Below are 17,397 nucleotides of genomic sequence, written 5' to 3' on the forward strand. Positions count from 1 at the left end.
TTTTAAAAGCGTCTTGAAAAACGACGCTGCATAGTGATTTGTATGAGGCATTTAACATGATACCTGTGGTCGCGCTTGTCGGGCGCCCTAACGTTGGAAAATCCACGCTCTTCAACCGCTTGACCCGCACTCGTGATGCGCTGGTCGCGGATTTTCCGGGGCTGACTCGTGACCGTAAGTACGGTCGTGCTGAAGTAGAAGGACGTGAATTTATCTGTATCGATACCGGCGGTATCGATGGCACGGAAGACGGCGTTGAAACACGCATGGCTGAACAATCGCTGCTGGCGATTGAAGAAGCGGACGTGGTGCTGTTTATGGTCGATGCGCGCGCGGGCCTGATGCCTGCGGATACCGCAATCGCCAAACACCTCCGCTCTCGTGAGAAGCCGACTTTCCTGGTGGCGAACAAAACCGACGGCATCGATGCCGATCAGGCCATTGCCGACTTCTGGACGCTTGGCCTCGGTGATATTCACCCGATCGCCGCTTCGCACGGCCGCGGCGTGACCAGCCTGCTGGAGCACGTGCTGCTGCCGTGGGCGGAAGAGATCGATCCGTCGGAAGAAGTCGATGAAGACGCGGCATACTGGGCGCAGTTTGAAGCTGAGCAGAACGGCGAAGCGCCGGAAGAGCCGGAGGATGACTTTAATCCGCAGGATCTGCCGATTAAGCTGGCCATCGTTGGTCGTCCGAACGTCGGTAAGTCAACGCTGACTAACCGTATTCTCGGCGAAGATCGCGTCGTGGTTTACGACATGCCGGGCACCACCCGTGACAGCATCTACATTCCGATGCAGCGCGATGAGCGCGAATACGTGCTGATTGATACCGCGGGCGTACGTAAGCGCGGTAAAATTACCGATGTGGTGGAAAAGTTCTCGGTTATCAAAACCCTGCAGGCGATCGAAGACGCCAACGTGGTGCTGCTGGTTATCGATGCGCGGGAAGGTATTTCCGATCAGGATCTCTCCCTGCTGGGCTTTATTCTCAACAGCGGCCGCTCGCTGGTGATTGTCGTCAACAAGTGGGACGGCCTGAGCCAGGAAGTCAGAGAGCAGGTGAAAGAGACCCTGGACTTCCGTCTGGGCTTTATCGATTTCGCCCGCGTGCACTTTATCTCTGCGCTGCACGGTAGCGGCGTCGGCAACCTGTTTGAGTCGGTACGCGAAGCGTATGACAGCGCGACCCGTCGCGTGAGCACGGCGATGCTGACCCGCATTATGACCATGGCGGCGGAAGACCATCAGCCGCCGCTGGTACGCGGCCGTCGCGTGAAGCTGAAATATGCCCACGCCGGTGGTTATAACCCGCCGATCGTGGTGATCCACGGCAACCAGGTCAAAGACCTGCCGGATTCCTACAAACGCTATCTGATGAACTACTTCCGCAAATCGCTGGAAGTCATGGGGACGCCGATCCGTATCCAGTTCAAAGAGGGTGAGAACCCGTTTGCCAACAAACGCAATACCCTGACGCCGAACCAGATGCGTAAGCGTAAGCGCTTGATCAAGCACATCAAGAAAAGCAAATAAGCTATCAGGACGATTCACCCACCAGCACGAACCCCCCAAAGCCCGCATATGCCGGGCTTTTTTGTTATCATTGGCTATCATAAAGACGCAACAAAGCGCATGATTGGCGTGTACACAGAGGTGTGCCCACAATGAAAATCCGTGATTTTGGGTATACCTCCAATCATTTTGGGTACCTTTCACTGTGTACCCAGCCGGATAACAGTAAGGTTTTTCAGGTGTCGGCACATGCCAAAACTCACAGACATGCAGATCCGCGCGTGGATTAAAAGCGACGAACGATTCGAGGGGCGGGCCGATGGCGACGGCCTATATCTGAGGTTTCGAAAAGAGGATAAAACTCCTTTTTGGCGGTATCGGTACAAGCTGGTGGGGAAGGCCCGCACCATGATGATCGGTTCTTATTCCGATTTCTCACTGGCAAAAGCCCGAGATATAGCGAAAGAGCTATCCGCACGGGTTGCGCTCGGGTATGACGTAGCCGCAGAGAAGCAGGAACGCAAAGCTGAGGCAATAGCGAAGATTGAGGCCGAGAAGAACGCCATACACGTTTCAGAGCTCGCAGCTGAGTATTACGCCCGCCAGATAGAAACCACCTACAAACACCCGGAGCTTTTCCGCAGCAGCCTGCAAAAAAATATCGTTGCGCTCATCGGAAAGATGAAGGTAGAGGACGTTCGCCCGCGGCACGTTGATAGCGTCCTGCAGGATGTTTTAGAGCGGGGATCTCCCACTGTAGCCAATGATGTACTTCGTATGCTCAAACGCCTGTTTGATTACGCCGTAGTGCGCGGGATGATTGAAGTGAACCCAGCCATATCATTTGGCTCGAAAGACGCTGGTGGGAAAGAGCAGGGGCGAAAACGCGCATTAAGCCGTGATGAGCTGGTTATGTTCTTCAAGGCGCTACGCCGCGGCCGCGGAATCAGTAGAGAGAATGAGCTGACGTTCAAGATTATTCTGGCGCTTGGGGTGCGTAAAATGGAGTTGTGCGCCGCCGAATGGTCGGAGTTCGACCTTGATAATGAGGTATGGCGCCTCCCTGGCTCGAGGGCAAAGAATGGCGATGACATCGATATTCCGCTGCCGGCGCCAGTGATCGAATGGATTAAAGAGATTCGACTTTTTGCCGGTGATAGCCGTTGGTTAATCCCGGCCAGGCGAGCCAGAACAACGGCGCATGTCAGCCGGGCTACGCTGAATATGGTTATGCCGTCAGTGTTAAAAGAAATGGCTGACGTTGAGCCGTTCAGTATCCACGATCTACGGCGAACCATGCGTACCCAGATGGCTGCTCTTGGTATTGACCCGGTGATAGCAGAACGCTGCTTAAACCACAAAATACCGGGTATCGAGGGAATATATAACCGTCATCAGTATTTTGATGAGCGCAAAGCAGCGCTCGCTCAATGGGCCGATCTGCTGGTGGCCTTGGAGGGCGGAGAGGAATATAACGTTACGCCTATCAGAACGGTGAAGTAACCAGAATTGACGAACAGACCTGACCTAGCTCGACGGGGCGAAAAGCGGGAAGCCTTACCGCCTGGTCTGGTCGATATTATGAGGCGGCGAAAAAGGTTGCGCCATGAGCAAATTATTCAAATTCAAAAATTGGTTTAGTGTAGAGGAAACAGCCAACAGATTGACCTCAAGTCTTGGAGAAAAGGTATCTGCTTCAGATTGTTTTCAGTTGGCAATTGATGGGCATATTACAATTTCTGCCATGTTAGATGAGGGAAGATATGTCATAGCGGCTCAAGTTATAAAAAATACACAAAGAAAGGTCTTCGAGCAATGGATCATAGAGACCCGTGATGATGGAGCAATAATAAGGAGTCCTGCGGGTGAGCATTTTTATTCAAATGAGCAGCTAGACTATGAGTATGAAGACATTGAAAGGGTTAGTGACGTTTTTAAGATTACTCATGGAATCTATGATCTCCCGATGCTTGGGGCTGAATCTTTGGATGTCATGCACGCATTTGATCTTTCCAGGGGGCAATCACCCCGTGAATTTAATAATATGGAGGGGCCGTTTTTATTAACTGATTTTGGGTTGGTAAATGTACTTAATACATTTAATGAATTTTCCATAAAATGTGATGATAACGGCAATCCTAAACCATTTGATAAAACCTCTAAGCAGTTTGTTGATTTCAGTAGGAAAAATTACCATTCATTTTTCTATCCTGCTGATGAGATCGGTGATGTGGAGTTTGTTTTCAGGAAAGAAAATATTGAAAAATTCGAGAGAGAAGCAGCCATAGGTACTGAAAAGACCCTTGTCTTGGAAGATAGTCTCATGCTAATTGGCGCTATGATTAACGCCCTTAAGAAGGCTGAACCGTCATCAAAAAGATGGACTCAGGAGGCACTTAAGGCGGAAATGTTAGACAAGGGGTTAAAGCTGAGCTCTCGCTTAGTTGATGATTATTTTTCATTAGCAAATAAATCATTCAAATCATAGATATAATTTCGCAACGAAAAACTAAATTTCGCTGCGATGACACATGCATCTTCATAGCACATGATTCCCGTAACGAAGCAACAACACTCATACAAGGGTTACGGGAAGCATGACTAGAGAAGCAATTCCACACACCGGTTATATTCGCCGCTTTCGCCTGGCAGAACTGCTGGGGGTTAGCGTCTCTACCATTGATCGCAAGGTCCGCAATGGCTCATTACCTCGTCCGGTAAAGCTCGGGGAGAAAATTACAGCGTTTGACGCAGTTGAAATTAATCACTGGCTGGCAGAGCGCCGCGGGAAGGTGGTCTGATGCAAAAAGAAAACCGCCCCGGACAGCAGGCGGTTAACACAGATACTCGCGGATCTGATGTTACGCCACCAGCCTACACCGTTCAAGCCTCAAAACGCACCCCGAAGAAACACCGTGCCCGTACCTACATGCTGCGCTGTGGGGCTGGTGGGTGGACAGAAAACGATATCCTGCGTTACTGCCGGCTCTCATCTGGCCGCAACTATGCGAGCGAGCTTGAGCGCGAGCTTGATATCTGTCTGGAACGCCTGGAAGAGAAAAACCCTGATGGTATCGGCGCGCACATGCGCTACCGGTTTGCGTGCCGTGGTGACGTGCTGAAGGTGATTCAGTTCGTTAACCGCATGGCCGCAGTCAACCAACACCACGGGCTTACTAAACAGGATATTACCGACATTCTGAACCTCTACCCGGACAACTTCACCGCCGCATAACGGAGCCGAGAAAATGAAAATCGAAAAAAGCAGATTCAATTCTGAGGCCGCCCTTCAACCCAACGTTAACCCGGGGGTAATTAACGGTAACGACTTTGCCGCTGTTGTCCCTGTTATTTCCGGGCAGATTGGCGGGCGTGAAACCAATATTGCGAGCGCCAGAGCTTTGCATAAAGCGCTGGGTGTGGGCCGCGACTTTACCAACTGGATTAAAGGCCGCATCGACCAGTACGGATTTGTAGCCGGGACTGACTACATCCGTGTTGAAAATTTGAGCTCACCAAAACGGGCGAGCGCAAAATTTCGCCAGCAGATTGAGCATGATTACCTTCTTTCGCTGGATATGGCTAAAGAAGTGGCAATGGTTGAGCGTAACGAGCAGGGCCGCGCCGTCCGCCGCTATTTCATTCAGTGCGAGGAAGCGTTACAGCTGAGTGCGCCGGAAATCGCCGCGAAGTACCGCCGCCATCTCAAAGCCCGCATTGGTGCTGCCAACCTCTTTAAGCCGATGTGCGCCGCTCTGGATGCTGCCCGGGCGGAACAGGGGAAAGAGACGCAAGCCCGGCACTACAGCAATGAAAGCAACATGATCGCCCGCATTGTACTGGGTGGCATGACCGCTAAGCAGTGGGCGCAGGTGAACGGTATCGACGGCGAACTGCGCGATAGCATGAGCGCCGGCCAACTGGAGCACCTCAGCTACCTGGAGAGCACCAACATCACGCTGATCGATATGGGGATGGAGTACGACCAGCGTAAAGCAGAGCTAATCCGCCTGTCTCAGCGGTGGCTGGCAAAGCGTCTGGGGGTGGTTCATGACTAAGCATTCAGTTACCAAAGCCGAGGTAGTCGCAATGCCTGCCCCTCAGCCTGTAGCCAGCCAGAAAGAGATATTCCAAGCCGAAGAGAGCGATATTTCAGTTATTAAATTTGAGGGGCATACCGTGCGCATTGTGAGTGTTTACGGTGAACCGTGGTTTGTTGTCTCAGACGTCTGCCAGGCGCTGGAAATCAGCAATCCAACCAGTGCCGTTTCCTCTCTGGATTGTGACGAGGTAATGACCCTAACTTTAACTGAGGGTCATTCGGGTAAGCGCGGCGGGGCGCGTAGCTGGAATATGGCCGCAGAATCTGGCTTCTATAAACTGATTGCCCGCAGCCGTAAAGCCTCCACGCCCGGTACGTTCGCCCACCGCTTCAGCAATTGGGTATTCCGTGAGGTTATCCCGTCCATCCGTAAAACCGGCTCGTACGGCGTGCCGTTCGCGTTCCTGAATGACCATACCCGCCGCAAAGAGATTTACACGAAGAAAGCCAGCAAGCGCGGTAAAGACCTGCAGTCGTGCAAAGGTGAGAAGTCCCGCCTTGCTGCTGAAGAAATCGAGCTGTGGCGTAAGTACCAGCCGGACCTGCTGGAGATTCATTAATGGTTAAGCCCACCAGCACACCGCTGCCAAACCACTCTTATCGCGACGCTCACGGCCAGATGGTGAGCGTGACCGCTGTAGCGCATAACCGCGTGACGTTCTATCGCGAGGGCTACCAGTTCCCGTGCGTACAGCCCATTGAGCGCTTCATGAGGGAGTACACGGAGGTGAGGCAATGATTACCGCCGCCCAGGGTAAAAGCCTCTCTCTGGCTGGCCTGATGTATGCAAAAGTTAACGCTCTGCGGGTGATGCGCCACTGCGGGAACCTGTCAAAACCTGTCATTTTGCGAGCCACTGATAGTGGTGCACAAAACGCCTGGCGGAGTTTCGAGACAATTACGCCCGCGGGTAAGCGTTCGGAAACTGACTATCTGGAAGATAGCGTGTCCGGCGCCGGCGGTGGATGCGGGGCCCATCACACCGCCAGCTATAAATTGCCGCACCGTAACAAAAAGGGCTTGCGGCCTGACGGTATCCCGGTCTATGGTTATAGCGCACCAGCAAAATCTGGTGCCGGGATTGGCGTCCTGGTAAAGTTGTCGGCGACATATGACGCGCCAAGCGTCTTTTTTTGTGTCGTTAGCTCAGTACACCCTTTTTTCAGCGGTTCGGTGTCATACCGGACTTGCCTCAGAATTATGGTGGGCTGGGCGGGGGCTTCTTCGGAAGCGCCGGTTTCCGATAACGCCGGTTACGCCAACCCTGTCCAGTCCATCACCAGTGAAATTGGCGTTTCCGGTGATGGGTTTAATCCCCTGTTATCGGAGGCTGCCACATGTTGGCTACTACCCCTACCCAAATTCCGCAATTCATCTGGATTATCGCCGCTGTTCGCCGCGATATGCCGACAATTACCGCAAAAATTCACCATATTGCCGCACCTTCTGAACGTGAAGCCCGCCGTTCTCTGGTTCGCGATCACGTCTGTTTTTTTGCCGGCCGCATCCGTCTGGAGGTGGCTCATGCTTAAAACCTACGATGTGCCAGTTAATCCAACCGAACGCACCCACCACCTGATTTCTCTGGCGGAGCTGATGCGTGATGTATGGGGCAGTAAAGCTGATTCCCGCGATGATTATCTGGAGGCATTGATTGCCATGCTGGATATGTCTTTGCGTGATCTGCATGGCTTGCTGGAAGGCAATGAGCTGCCGGAGGTGAGCCATGCGTAACTACTTCCGCATCACCGGCTACGCCGTTAATAAGCGCGGTTTAACGGTTGGTATCGGCTATGAGCTCATATCCAGCGACACCAAAACAGCAACGTCCCACGCAGTGCTTCAGGCGCAGCGTGAAGGCCTCAGCCATGTACGCATCACCCGCGTTCAGGAGATATCCGCATGAATAATCCAACCACGGGTGAATCTATCACCAGATTGATAACAAACACCTGGCAGGCACTTGATTACAGTAAGCAAGCACTCGCTGTTCTTGATATGTGGACGTCTTCACTGACAGATGAAGACGAAATGGAGAGTTGCCGAGTTGCCGCAGTTGACACCCTCCTTCGCGAAGCTGTTGCCTACCTGGAAAAAGTGAAGGAGGTATCAGCATGATGGATATTGCTCAAAGAGATCGAATCCTGGCGCGTGTAAATCAGGTCATTGGGCGTAAAGAGAGTGTTGTGCCTAATACCCCAGAAAATAATTCACGCGATCGTTTATTGCGGATAAGCGCGGGTCTCTTAACCCTGTTAAATGATGTTCTTCCCGGCATTACCAATACAGCTGAACGCGACGAAATAGCCGTGTGGGTAGATGCGATGTATTCCATCACGATGATAGAAGCGTTGGATGCAAAACCATCGACGCCAACAACCGTGCCAGCCTTGCGCAGTGAAATGTCTGTGCCGACTAGTGGTGATGCCGCAACTACGGTGCGTTATGCGGCAGAACTGCAGGAGTTGTGGGAGCTTCATCTTGATGCTCGCTTGCGGGCTGCCAATCCTAAGGCTGGTGCCAGATTATGGACGCTTATTAACGAACTTAACTACGCGGCTCAGCGTACGGAAAGCAGATACAACCGCCTGCTATTAAAGCTGGAGGACATGAAATGAGAGAGTTTCGTGTGTTTTCCACGTGTCTCGATCGTGCCGGTTATCAGATACCTGTTACATGGCGCGGGTATGCCAGCAGTTCAGATGCTGCGATCAGAAAAATGGAGCATGAGGCTAAAAGCAATGGCTGGAGCGTTGCGCTGATTGTTTTTGTGCAGCAAAGAAGAGTGGTGCGCGATAAGTCGCTGATGGAGATAAAAGCATGAGCAATATTTTCGCATTTCCTCAAAAGTCGGGAAATACCGATCCATTCCGTGCTGAGCCTACGCCTGCAGGGGTGAAGATCACCAGCTCTGGTAGCGATGGTCGTGAAACAGTTCAGCTTATTAGCTATGAGGACGCCGTGAACCGTCTTGACGCTGGCGATTATGACGACTCCAGCGCGGGTTATGACATTCACCTTGCCGTAGCAGAGGGCGGAAACTGCGGATATTTCGACTTTACCGCGCAACACAACGTCACTATGTGGCGCTGGCTGATTGCTGCGACGTTCGTTTCTGAAATGAAGCGCGAGAACGGCACCACCACGGTTACTGAACCGGACGGCTCCGCGTCACAGGTAGCGATTTACTCCAATGGTAAAGCGGGAATTGTGATTTATCCATTCGCTGAACGGCTAGCGATGGCGAACAACATTGAGGGGGCTCTTATCGAGCGTTACGGCACTGAACAGGGTACGGAAAACGCCATTGTGTTTTATCAGTCCATGCTGGATGTGGACGCCGGGGAACTCACGCCCACCGGGCGCGAGATGCTGGCATCGCTGCATGATAGCTTCATTGCCGATCTGGAAGCGCTCGGTATGCCCGAAGCGCCGGTGGCGCACTAAGGGGGCCTGATGATTACTAAAAACTTCCGTCTGAATGCGCTGGCGAACCAGTACGCCGTGGCGTTGTATGACCATATCACCGCCACCAGCAACGGCGATTACTTCATGATTGATGCGGGTGGTGAGCCTGTGCGTGTTGAGATAGCTGGTGGTGTGAAAGGCGTCCGTGACCTTATCGACGGTTATGCGCTGGAGGCACTGAAAGAGCATTACCCGCAGTGGGAAGCCGTCGGTATCAAGCTGCTTAGCCGCTGTGTCACCGCTACCGGTCTGACCGGGCGCGGTCGTGAGATATGGCAAAGCATGGTTAACGATATGGGCGCAACCGTGGCAGGCAATCACGGGGGTGAGAATGCGTAATATCGACCTCATTCGCGAAGTGACTCATGCCGCCGCTGACCGCTGGCCTTCGGTGCTGGCGGGTCTGCATATCAATGTGCCGGATTCACCGCGCCGGCACGGCCCGTGCCCGGCCTGCGGTGGCTCGGATCGCTTTCGATTCGATGATGGCGGCCGCGGCAGCTTTATCTGCAACCAGTGCGGCGCCGGTGATGGCCTTGACCTAATCCGAAAGGTGAACAAATGCGATACCTCAGAGGCCGCGCGACTGGCGGCTGATGTGCTGGGTATTGATTACCGGGCAGCAGTACAGGACGAATCCACCGCCAGCCAAAGGCGGGAGCAGCTGGAAGCCGAGCGTACACAACTGGATCAGGAGCGCCTGCAACGGGCGGCAGGGGACGCACAGCAGCGCCGGGCTACGTTTTCCCGTCTGTACGATGAGAAGCGTCAGAACGCCACTCAGGGCGAATCTGAATATCTGACTGGTAAGGGGCTGGACGGCTTCACCTTCCCCATGCTGTCCGATGGATCAATCCTCCTGCCGCTGGTGGATGAGGTTGGCGCACTCGTGGCTGCGCAGACCATTACGCGTGCAGGAGTGAAGCGGCTGGTGGCCGGATCTGCAAAGCGCGGGGCATATCACGCCGTGAACGCGCCAGAAGACCCGCAGACCGTGTTAATTGCCGAGGGGCTGGCTACCGCTCTAACGTGTCACTTAATTTGCCCTGATGCTCTGACAGTGGCAGGAATAGACGCGGGCAACCTGCTGCCCGTCGCGGAAGTGATGCGCCGAAAGTACCCGCTGGCGCAGATCGTCATTGCCGCCGATAACGACAGATTAGACGACAAGCCCAACACCGGCACAGAGCGTGCCGAGAAAGCGGCCTTATCCGTGGATGGCTATGTATCCGTGCCGCCGACAGACTATAAGGCCGACTGGAACGACTACCACCAGCGGCAGGGGCTTGAAGCTGCTACGGCTGCGTTTAATGATTCAATGTACCAACCGCAGGGGGAAGCCGTGACACCAAAGTTACAGGCCATTGATGGCGGTAAAGTCGCGGACAAAGACAATGATCGGCTTAAATCGCGCATCGAGAGCCGCTCAGACGGAATTTTTTGGGTAACACCGAAGATGGATAAAGACAGCGGAGAGATTATTAGACACGAAGCCTGGCTATGCTCTCCACTGGAAGTGGTTGGTACTGGCCGGGATGATAAAGACCAGTACCTGATTATGCGATGGCAGGCATTCGGGGCTGATGCGCTGACGACAGCAGCAATTCCGCTGGCTGATATTGGGGAGCGTGAAGGATGGCGCACCCTGAAAAATGGCGGTGTTAACGTCACGACTAAAAGCAGTTTGCGGGCTATCCTGGCTGACTGGCTTCAGCGCAGCGGTACGCGTGAACTATGGCGTGTGGCCCACGCGACAGGCTGGCAGTGCGGGGCTTATATCATGCCCGATGGTGAAGTTATCGGGACGCCTGAGCACCCGGTGCTGTTCAACGGGCGCAGCTCTGCCGCTGCCGGATATACCGTTAAGGGAACGCCTGATAGCTGGCGCAGAAGCGTGGCGCACCTGGTCGCCGGCAACTACTCGATGATGACTGCTACAGCCGCTGCGCTGGCGGCACCGCTGATAGGGCTGGCGGGCGCTGACGGTTTCGGCATTCACTTCTATGAGCAGTCCAGCGCGGGCAAGACCACCACAGCGAACATTGCCAGCAGCCTCTACGGCAACCCGGACTTACTGCGCCTGACGTGGTACGGCACGGCGTTGGGGCTTGCTAACGAAGCTGCCGCCCACAATGACGGGCTGATGCCGTTGGATGAAGTGGGGCAGGGATCTGACCCGGTAAGTGTATCGCAGTCTGCGTATGCCCTGTTTAACGGGGTTGGGAAACTGCAAGGCGCGAAGGAAGGAGGGAACAGGGATCTGAAGCGCTGGCGCACGGTGGCGATCAGTACCGGGGAAATGGACTTGGAAACTTTCATCGCGACCGCCGGCCGTAAGACTAAAGCCGGTCAGCTGGTGCGCCTGCTGAATATCCCGCTGAGTAAGGCGGTTCACTTCCACGAGCACCGGAACGGCAAGCAGCACGCTGATGCGCTGAAGGAGGCATACCAGCACCACCACGGCGCCGCTGGGCGGCTGTGGATTAAGTGGCTGGCCGACCACCAGCAGCAGGCTACAGAAGCTGTCCGGGAGTGTGAGGCCCGCTGGCGCAGCTTGATACCTGCTGACTATGGCGAGCAGGTACATCGCGTAGCCGCCCGGTTCGCCATACTGGAAGCTGCGCTGCTGCTGGGCGCCGGTGTTACCGGATGGGATGTGCAGATCTGCCGGGATGCGATACAGCACAGCTACAACGCCTGGCTGCGCGAGTTTGGTACCGGCAATAAGGAGCACCAACAGATAATCGAACAAACGGAAGCGTTTCTTAATGCCTACGGCCTGAGTCGTTTCGCACCGTTCCCATACAGTCCGGCTGACCTGCCGATAAAAGAGCTGGCCGGGTACCGGCAGCGCGGTGAACGGGACGAAAGCCCGATAGCGTTTTACACATTCCCGGCAACCTTTGAGAAGGAGATCGCCGCGGGGTTTAACCCGAAGCAGTTTGCCGAAGTGCTGAAAAATTCCGGGATGCTGACGCCGCCGAACAGGGGGCGCGGTTACCAGAGGAAGTCACCGCGCATCCAAGGCAGACAGATTAACGTTTACGTCCTTAACTATCTTCCGGAGGACTACGGCCAGCCAGAGGAATAGCTTTTTCACATACGATTAAATGGTGTTGGTTCAGTTAGTTCAGTTGGTTCAGTAAATAAAGTTCATTGTTTTATAAAGTTTTTTTCTATCTATTTGAACCAACACTGAACCAACAAATGACGATTTTGAACCAACACCAGAGGAATGGGGCTTTTACCTGGCGGGCAGTGAACCAACATAAAAGCCGGCTGAACCAACACAAAATTGCCGATGTTGGTTCAGGAAAAACCAGCAATGGCGCGGGCTGGCGGGCAGTGAACCAACTGAACCAACTGAACTAACACTTTTTTTGCTTACTATCATAAAAAAATAAGAGACGAAATTAAGGAGAGGTAACCATGACGGCACAAATTTCAGCATACGGGCGGCTGGTGGCCGACCCTGAGACCCGGACAACGGGAAAAGGTACGAAAATGGCTATGGCCAGGTTGGCGGTATCGCTGCCGTGCAATGCTGCAGGGGATGGGCAGGCTACCTTCTGGCTGGGCGTCATTACCTTTGGGAAGCAGGCCGATGCGCTGGCTAAACACCAGAAAGGCGATCTCGTGAGTGTGGCGGGCAATATGCTACTCAATCAGTGGACGGGTCAGGATGGCGGTACCCAGCAAGGCTTTCAAGTCATTGCGGACAGTGTCGTCAGGGCCAAAACGGTACGCGGTAAGGCAGGACAACAGGGACAAGCTACAGATGCCCTGCGCCGGGCTCATGAACAGCAACTTCAGACTACAGGTGATAGCAGGTAAATTTTCTTCTTATGCATTTAGCAATTTTATAAACCTGTACCGATGAAATCGCCATGAGTTTCATCTTCAAGACTGATATATTCAACTCTCCATTGATCCATTCTTCTTAGGGCATGAAGTGAAAAATGTGTGTCTGCAATTGCTATACACTTATCCAATTCGATAAGTTCTGAGTGGCCTAATTTCGGATCGCCGTAAAATTTAAAAAATAGATCAACTAGTTCAGTGCAGGCCTTTTCTGCAGATTCTCGTGCAATCGGACCACCTTCTGTCGCGTCGTACACAACACTGATGGATAGCTCGTATGGAGAGCCCTCCTCAAGATCATCAAACCTGTCTTCGCCCAAATCAAAAAAAACGCCGATAAGGTGCTCCGCGTTTGTTGCAATGATAGAAGCAACTTCTTTTTCGAAGATGAATTTTTTTCCATCATCATAAGCACGCAAACGGTCTTCAAAAACATTGGGGAAAGCAGGACGCCCATACTTAGCAGCCAGCCACTGCTTTAGCCCTTGCTTTTCTTCTACTGAAATAGCAAAGGCTGGATCACTCTCTTCACAATGAAAAGCTTCCTTTGGCAGAATTTTTTTCCTTTCGTGTCGTAGTTCTATAGCGTTTCTTTTGGGGCTTTCTGGGTTTTCGAAACATAAATCAAGAATTCGCGGGTGTTTAGCCCTTTTCATCTGGTTGGACCCCTTTTTCAAGGGGCCAATAATGATCTCAATATTTTTCTCGGATTTGCTCTGTAAATCACAGTCATGGGTAATCACTACCGCTTTACAGTCTGTTTCTTCAGGATTTAGCAAGTTAAGTGAAACAGCATCATCATGCTTAAGAACATGGCCCTGACGCCATGATGTACCTGGTTCCAGCATAAGTCTAATTTAGTCCTCTACTGTTCCTGGGATAGAAACAGATGATTTCCATCCATCTGTTGGTTTGGCCTTGCTAACAGAAAAATTGGCAGACTCTGCTGCGGCATTCATTGCCCGTGCTTCGTCAATCAATACTTGTACTGGTTGATGCCAATCTTTCCCATTCCTGATGATATCCATTAATGAGCGGCCATCGAACGCTTTCATCTTTATCAGTAGCTTCACGTTGTCTAAGCAGGCTTTAGAGAAAGCATCAGCCACACCACTGAGGTTGAGGATAAATTCTGTTTTTGACTGATCGTCTGGTTGGTTTTCTCCCGACAGCCATTTATAAAGTGCTTGTCGGGTTATACCTAAATCTTTTGCCAATTCAGACATTGATGGAGACAGAACCTCTCTGATGTTGGCTAAATGTTGCGCAACATTTCTTACATCAAGCTCAGTCACAAAAACTGGTGAATGATTATCTTCAAAAGCAAATTGTACTCGTGGCTGAACATATTGGCGCCATGACTGATACGAATCGACTGGATATGAAGCCCCCGTACCAACTAACAAGCATGAAACAACGGCGGCAGCTTTCTGGGTTGTAGTGCCAAAAGTCGGTGTAGGTAAATAGCGTTCAGTCGTTCTAACGCTTCCAGTTGGAGTAGCATACATTTGATTCATCTCCCCCACGTTTAGTTCCATTTTGAACGGGCAAAATCTGAAACCATCCCTTGAAATGCCTCTTTCACTTTACCATGTAAGGATAACAGCTGTTTTTCGATTAATTCTAAGTTTGGCTGCATATTACCTTCTACGTAGTGATCTGTGTCGATAATTGCATGCCAACGATGTTCTGTGTTGGTAAATCTTGGCAAAGGGGCTATCCCGTTAGGAACCATGTCTGGTGGAAAACCTAGTTGAGAATTCATTTTATGAATGCGTGATATCATAAAACCCTGTGGTATCAGAGGCTCAACAGAGGTTTGAAAAACAGACTCTTGAATAGCCTGAATAGGTGTTAGCCCAAACTCTACGCCATGTAATTCTTTAGCCAGATAACTTTCTAACGACTCATCCCCTTGAGGAATGATCGCATCAAGATAACGGAGTCCTATTCGGCTGACAAATGTTGGCTTGGCGAACTCCAGAACTTTCCCTAACCCTAAAAGCAAGGATGCGATAAATGGTTTGTGGGTAACATAGTCAGTTGTATGATAAGTAATAAAATCATTACCTAACACGAAACCGGCTGTTTTTTCCGCATTCATCATTAGCCATTGGGTTACTGACTCAAATGAAGGAATCGGTGGTTCATTTGGGCTCCGCATTTCAAATTTTAGTTGAGTAGACGCGTTAACCTCAAATAGTGGAAACCCTTCAACTCTTAGGGCATCCTGTATGTCAGCAACATACTTGTTCATTGCAGCAATAGGCGTAAATTTCACCTGAATCAGAGCATAGTATACGGGCGCATTACTCATACGTTCATTAGTAGTGCTCATGACGCCCTCCTTGATTGGCTTCATTATGTGTGATGTGTGGCTCTCTCGATAGTGTAGCTAGTTTACACTTAGGTTGACACATTCTCCATCTGTAAGTTCATATTTACATCAATAGTATGAGCAACTAGTGCTATTGCTAAATAGATATATCTAAATCTCAACGCAGGGTTTGGCCTTGATGGGAAGAAGGTGACGTATCTTTGCTTGGCTGTCATTGGGCATGAAACGCTGAATGCTCGGCGTGATACAGTTTATCCTCTTCATGCGTGGTGACTGTTGCTGCGTGGCAGTTTGAGCGTTTCACGTAGAATCATACCGCCCCATGAAAGTGCCCATATCTTATTTATAGGCAGAAACGGTGTGTTCTGGCTATGTATGGCAGAAATGGTGTGTTCTGCCTATAAGGGCAGAAAGCGCTCGAAAGTGGTTGTTGAGAACGCGCTGTAGCGGGAGATAGTTAAGCGCCCACCAGCCCGTGCAGAAGATTTTTGTGGGCTTCACAACGCAGCGAAAGAGACACAGCACCGCATGGGGATAGCGCAGCCGAATGGCGAGGCTTTCAGGTTAAAGGGCAAGGCTATTTAAACAGTTATAATTGAACTTTAAGCCTGCTTGCAATGGCGGTTTCCCGTTCGGCCAAACACTGGTAGGCTTTATTCACATTTACATTTATGGGATATAGATATGTCGCTTGTTACGCTTCGTGGTTTGGTTTTCACCATTTACCTTGCTACGGCATTTTGCTCATCAGCGGCCAGTAAACCTTTGAATGAAAGCCAAAGCAATATAGTGGGTAAATCTGCTGCTGCAAAAGCACTAGGGTGTAAATATTTTGAGGCTTGGCACCCCTCTGACATTAATAAGAATATGAAGTTTGTTTCAAAGGGTGCGATGCTCGACAAGAAGCAACTTATTAGTGACTCAGCTATTTTTTGCGATGTATCAACGTCTCCCAATCCATCCGATCCCGCAACCATATCCCTAAAAGAAAGGGGAGGCATTGATGGTATTCAAGTCGTGATAAATCACAGTACTGGAACCGCAGTTATTGCAGACGGTAAAGTATTTGATAATAAAGGCTGGGATGTGGCTTGCAAGCGCGACGAGTTTAATGATGAAAAGTCGTGCTATGTTAGGCAATACGGGATAACAGTAACAAAAGAAAGTGGCTCATATTCTCTTTACATTGGAAATGATTTAACTCCAGGAGGGGAGGTTGAACTAAGAATGGATGGGGATAAAGCGATAAATAGTCTCGATGGAAGAGGTCTGCTTGATAAGGTGGATAGTGATAACTTTCTTAGAAATGTAACTTCAACTTCTAAAGTTATTGTTCGTTACACTATCTTCCAAAAAAATTACCCAGAAGTTAGAACTATAGATGCAAGCACGTTGGGGGCGGCGATAAAAACAATGAATTTGATAGAGTCATCGTTACTCAAATAACTTTCCCCATGAACACAGAGCCCCGCCAAGACGGGGCTTTTTATCGCCTGAAAACAAGAAAAATCGATCGTGACCATAAAATAACCGTTTCAATTATCGCAATGAATTATGTGAGTGTTGATAAAATTGCAAGTATAATCACTGTATAAATATCAGGAGGTACGCAATGGCAACACCATCCGTAAAACCCGTTCTTCTCAGCCTGGAGCAGATAGAGAAACTCCGGACGCTGCAGGAAAATGAACGGAAGAAATCACCGCTGGGCATTGCTCCCACCATCCACGTTATCGCGCGTCAGTTGATGGATCGCGCTTTAAGCACACAAATGGAGGCGTAATGGAACAACTACAACGACTGGCCGAGGCTATCGCTGAAACCTACATCCGCGATCTGCGCCGGGAAACAGGAGATAATGTCATTACCGTTGATGGCGTCAGCGGCAATGTTGAAACGCACCTTTTAGCCGCGGGGCTGGTGGATAACTCAGTTTCAGCAGCCAAAAACCAATACGGGGCGACATTTGAACGTGAGGCATATCAAATGTTACTGCGGTTAATTTCACTCGATGGCCCGGAGTATCGTCTGACTGAGCATGGTGCTTACGTCATTACCTTCATGACGACTAAGGCTTTAAAAAAACAGTCTTCCACGACAGTACACTGAGGTGC

Annotated in this window: 24 protein-coding genes; 21 read left to right on the plus strand and 3 right to left on the minus strand. The window is 51.1% G+C overall.

Features of this window, described 5'->3' with window-relative positions:
• Nucleotides 1–56 precede the first annotated feature (56 nt).
• From der to QFI97_RS08240, 18 genes are all read left to right on the plus strand, one after another.
• Complete coding sequence (der, locus tag QFI97_RS08150; protein ID WP_346430904.1) at nt 57–1,535, plus strand: ribosome biogenesis GTPase Der; 1,479 nt, start codon at nt 57–59, stop codon at nt 1,533–1,535.
• 228 nt (nt 1,536–1,763) lie between these two features.
• The gene (locus QFI97_RS08155) at nt 1,764–3,017 is read left to right on the plus strand and encodes a tyrosine-type recombinase/integrase (RefSeq protein ID WP_346430905.1); all 1,254 of its coding nucleotides are present in this window, start codon (nt 1,764–1,766) and stop codon (nt 3,015–3,017) included.
• Nucleotides 3,018–3,120: 103 nt separating this feature from the next.
• Nucleotides 3,121–4,002 (plus strand): hypothetical protein, encoded by an 882-nt coding sequence (locus QFI97_RS08160; protein ID WP_346430906.1) that lies wholly within the window; start codon nt 3,121–3,123, stop codon nt 4,000–4,002.
• 109 nt (nt 4,003–4,111) lie between these two features.
• The gene (locus QFI97_RS08165) at nt 4,112–4,315 is read left to right on the plus strand and encodes a helix-turn-helix transcriptional regulator (RefSeq protein WP_099844136.1); all 204 of its coding nucleotides are present in this window, start codon (nt 4,112–4,114) and stop codon (nt 4,313–4,315) included.
• Entirely contained in the window at nt 4,315–4,749 is a 435-nt protein-coding gene (locus QFI97_RS08170) for a PM1773 family protein (RefSeq protein ID WP_301690912.1), read from the plus strand. Before QFI97_RS08165 ends, QFI97_RS08170 begins: the two co-directional genes overlap by 1 nt.
• A 13-nt stretch (nt 4,750–4,762) precedes the next feature.
• A complete protein-coding gene (locus tag QFI97_RS08175; RefSeq protein WP_346430907.1) occupies nt 4,763–5,572 on the plus strand; it encodes an antA/AntB antirepressor family protein in 810 nt (269 codons plus the stop codon).
• A gap of 31 nt (nt 5,573–5,603) precedes the next feature.
• Nucleotides 5,604–6,176 (plus strand): BRO-N domain-containing protein, encoded by a 573-nt coding sequence (locus QFI97_RS08180; protein ID WP_341545022.1) that lies wholly within the window; start codon nt 5,604–5,606, stop codon nt 6,174–6,176.
• On the plus strand, nt 6,176–6,355 hold the full coding sequence (locus tag QFI97_RS08185; RefSeq protein WP_341545016.1) for a DUF4222 domain-containing protein: 180 nt from the start codon (nt 6,176–6,178) through the stop codon (nt 6,353–6,355). Before QFI97_RS08180 ends, QFI97_RS08185 begins: the two co-directional genes overlap by 1 nt.
• Nucleotides 6,352–7,350 (plus strand): ash family protein, encoded by a 999-nt coding sequence (locus QFI97_RS23505; protein WP_438943424.1) that lies wholly within the window; start codon nt 6,352–6,354, stop codon nt 7,348–7,350. Before QFI97_RS08185 ends, QFI97_RS23505 begins: the two co-directional genes overlap by 4 nt.
• Nucleotides 7,343–7,522, plus strand: coding sequence for a hypothetical protein (locus QFI97_RS08200; protein WP_346430908.1), 180 nt, complete (start codon nt 7,343–7,345; stop codon nt 7,520–7,522). Before QFI97_RS23505 ends, QFI97_RS08200 begins: the two co-directional genes overlap by 8 nt.
• Nucleotides 7,519–7,734 carry a hypothetical protein gene (locus QFI97_RS08205; RefSeq protein ID WP_346430909.1) on the plus strand — a complete coding sequence of 72 codons (216 nt, stop codon included), beginning with the start codon at nt 7,519–7,521 and terminating at the stop codon, nt 7,732–7,734. Before QFI97_RS08200 ends, QFI97_RS08205 begins: the two co-directional genes overlap by 4 nt.
• Nucleotides 7,731–8,234, plus strand: coding sequence for a hypothetical protein (locus tag QFI97_RS08210; protein ID WP_346430910.1), 504 nt, complete (start codon nt 7,731–7,733; stop codon nt 8,232–8,234). Before QFI97_RS08205 ends, QFI97_RS08210 begins: the two co-directional genes overlap by 4 nt.
• Complete coding sequence (locus QFI97_RS08215; RefSeq protein ID WP_346430911.1) at nt 8,231–8,440, plus strand: hypothetical protein; 210 nt, start codon at nt 8,231–8,233, stop codon at nt 8,438–8,440. Before QFI97_RS08210 ends, QFI97_RS08215 begins: the two co-directional genes overlap by 4 nt.
• On the plus strand, nt 8,437–9,063 hold the full coding sequence (locus QFI97_RS08220; RefSeq protein WP_346430912.1) for a hypothetical protein: 627 nt from the start codon (nt 8,437–8,439) through the stop codon (nt 9,061–9,063). Before QFI97_RS08215 ends, QFI97_RS08220 begins: the two co-directional genes overlap by 4 nt.
• Nucleotides 9,064–9,072: 9 nt before the next feature.
• Complete coding sequence (locus tag QFI97_RS08225; RefSeq protein WP_208510051.1) at nt 9,073–9,423, plus strand: hypothetical protein; 351 nt, start codon at nt 9,073–9,075, stop codon at nt 9,421–9,423.
• Nucleotides 9,416–12,175, plus strand: a complete 2,760-nt coding sequence (locus tag QFI97_RS08230; RefSeq protein ID WP_346430913.1) for a DUF927 domain-containing protein — start codon at nt 9,416–9,418, stop codon at nt 12,173–12,175. The genes QFI97_RS08225 and QFI97_RS08230 overlap by 8 nt, the downstream gene beginning before the upstream one ends.
• Before the next feature lie 116 nt (nt 12,176–12,291).
• Nucleotides 12,292–12,456 carry a hypothetical protein gene (locus tag QFI97_RS08235; RefSeq protein WP_346430914.1) on the plus strand — a complete coding sequence of 55 codons (165 nt, stop codon included), beginning with the start codon at nt 12,292–12,294 and terminating at the stop codon, nt 12,454–12,456.
• 57 nt (nt 12,457–12,513) lie between these two features.
• Complete coding sequence (locus QFI97_RS08240; RefSeq protein ID WP_346430915.1) at nt 12,514–12,918, plus strand: single-stranded DNA-binding protein; 405 nt, start codon at nt 12,514–12,516, stop codon at nt 12,916–12,918.
• Nucleotides 12,919–12,944: 26 nt separating this feature from the next.
• Here the strand turns inward: QFI97_RS08240 and QFI97_RS08245 are convergent, their stop codons facing one another.
• The 3 genes from QFI97_RS08245 to QFI97_RS08255 are packed head-to-tail and all read right to left on the minus strand — an operon-like array spanning nt 12,945 to nt 15,283.
• Nucleotides 12,945–13,793, minus strand: a complete 849-nt coding sequence (locus QFI97_RS08245) for a hypothetical protein (RefSeq protein ID WP_095094575.1) — start codon at nt 13,791–13,793, stop codon at nt 12,945–12,947.
• 9 nt (nt 13,794–13,802) lie between these two features.
• Nucleotides 13,803–14,462, minus strand: a complete 660-nt coding sequence (locus QFI97_RS08250; protein ID WP_143350127.1) for a helix-turn-helix domain-containing protein — start codon at nt 14,460–14,462, stop codon at nt 13,803–13,805.
• A gap of 11 nt (nt 14,463–14,473) precedes the next feature.
• Nucleotides 14,474–15,283, minus strand: coding sequence for a TIGR04255 family protein (locus QFI97_RS08255; protein ID WP_095094579.1), 810 nt, complete (start codon nt 15,281–15,283; stop codon nt 14,474–14,476).
• 684 nt (nt 15,284–15,967) lie between these two features.
• Here QFI97_RS08255 and QFI97_RS08265 point away from each other — a divergent pair.
• From QFI97_RS08265 to QFI97_RS08275, 3 genes are all read left to right on the plus strand, one after another.
• Nucleotides 15,968–16,729 carry a hypothetical protein gene (locus QFI97_RS08265; protein ID WP_346430916.1) on the plus strand — a complete coding sequence of 254 codons (762 nt, stop codon included), beginning with the start codon at nt 15,968–15,970 and terminating at the stop codon, nt 16,727–16,729.
• A 166-nt stretch (nt 16,730–16,895) separates the two neighbouring features.
• A complete protein-coding gene (locus QFI97_RS08270) occupies nt 16,896–17,066 on the plus strand; it encodes a hypothetical protein (protein ID WP_170064944.1) in 171 nt (56 codons plus the stop codon).
• Nucleotides 17,066–17,392 (plus strand): hypothetical protein, encoded by a 327-nt coding sequence (locus tag QFI97_RS08275; protein WP_004213174.1) that lies wholly within the window; start codon nt 17,066–17,068, stop codon nt 17,390–17,392. The genes QFI97_RS08270 and QFI97_RS08275 overlap by 1 nt, the downstream gene beginning before the upstream one ends.
• Nucleotides 17,393–17,397: the final 5 nt, after the last annotated feature.

The organism is Klebsiella scottii, from assembly GCF_036561945.1.
In the GTDB taxonomy this organism is placed as follows: Bacteria; Pseudomonadota; Gammaproteobacteria; order Enterobacterales; family Enterobacteriaceae; genus Klebsiella; species Klebsiella scottii.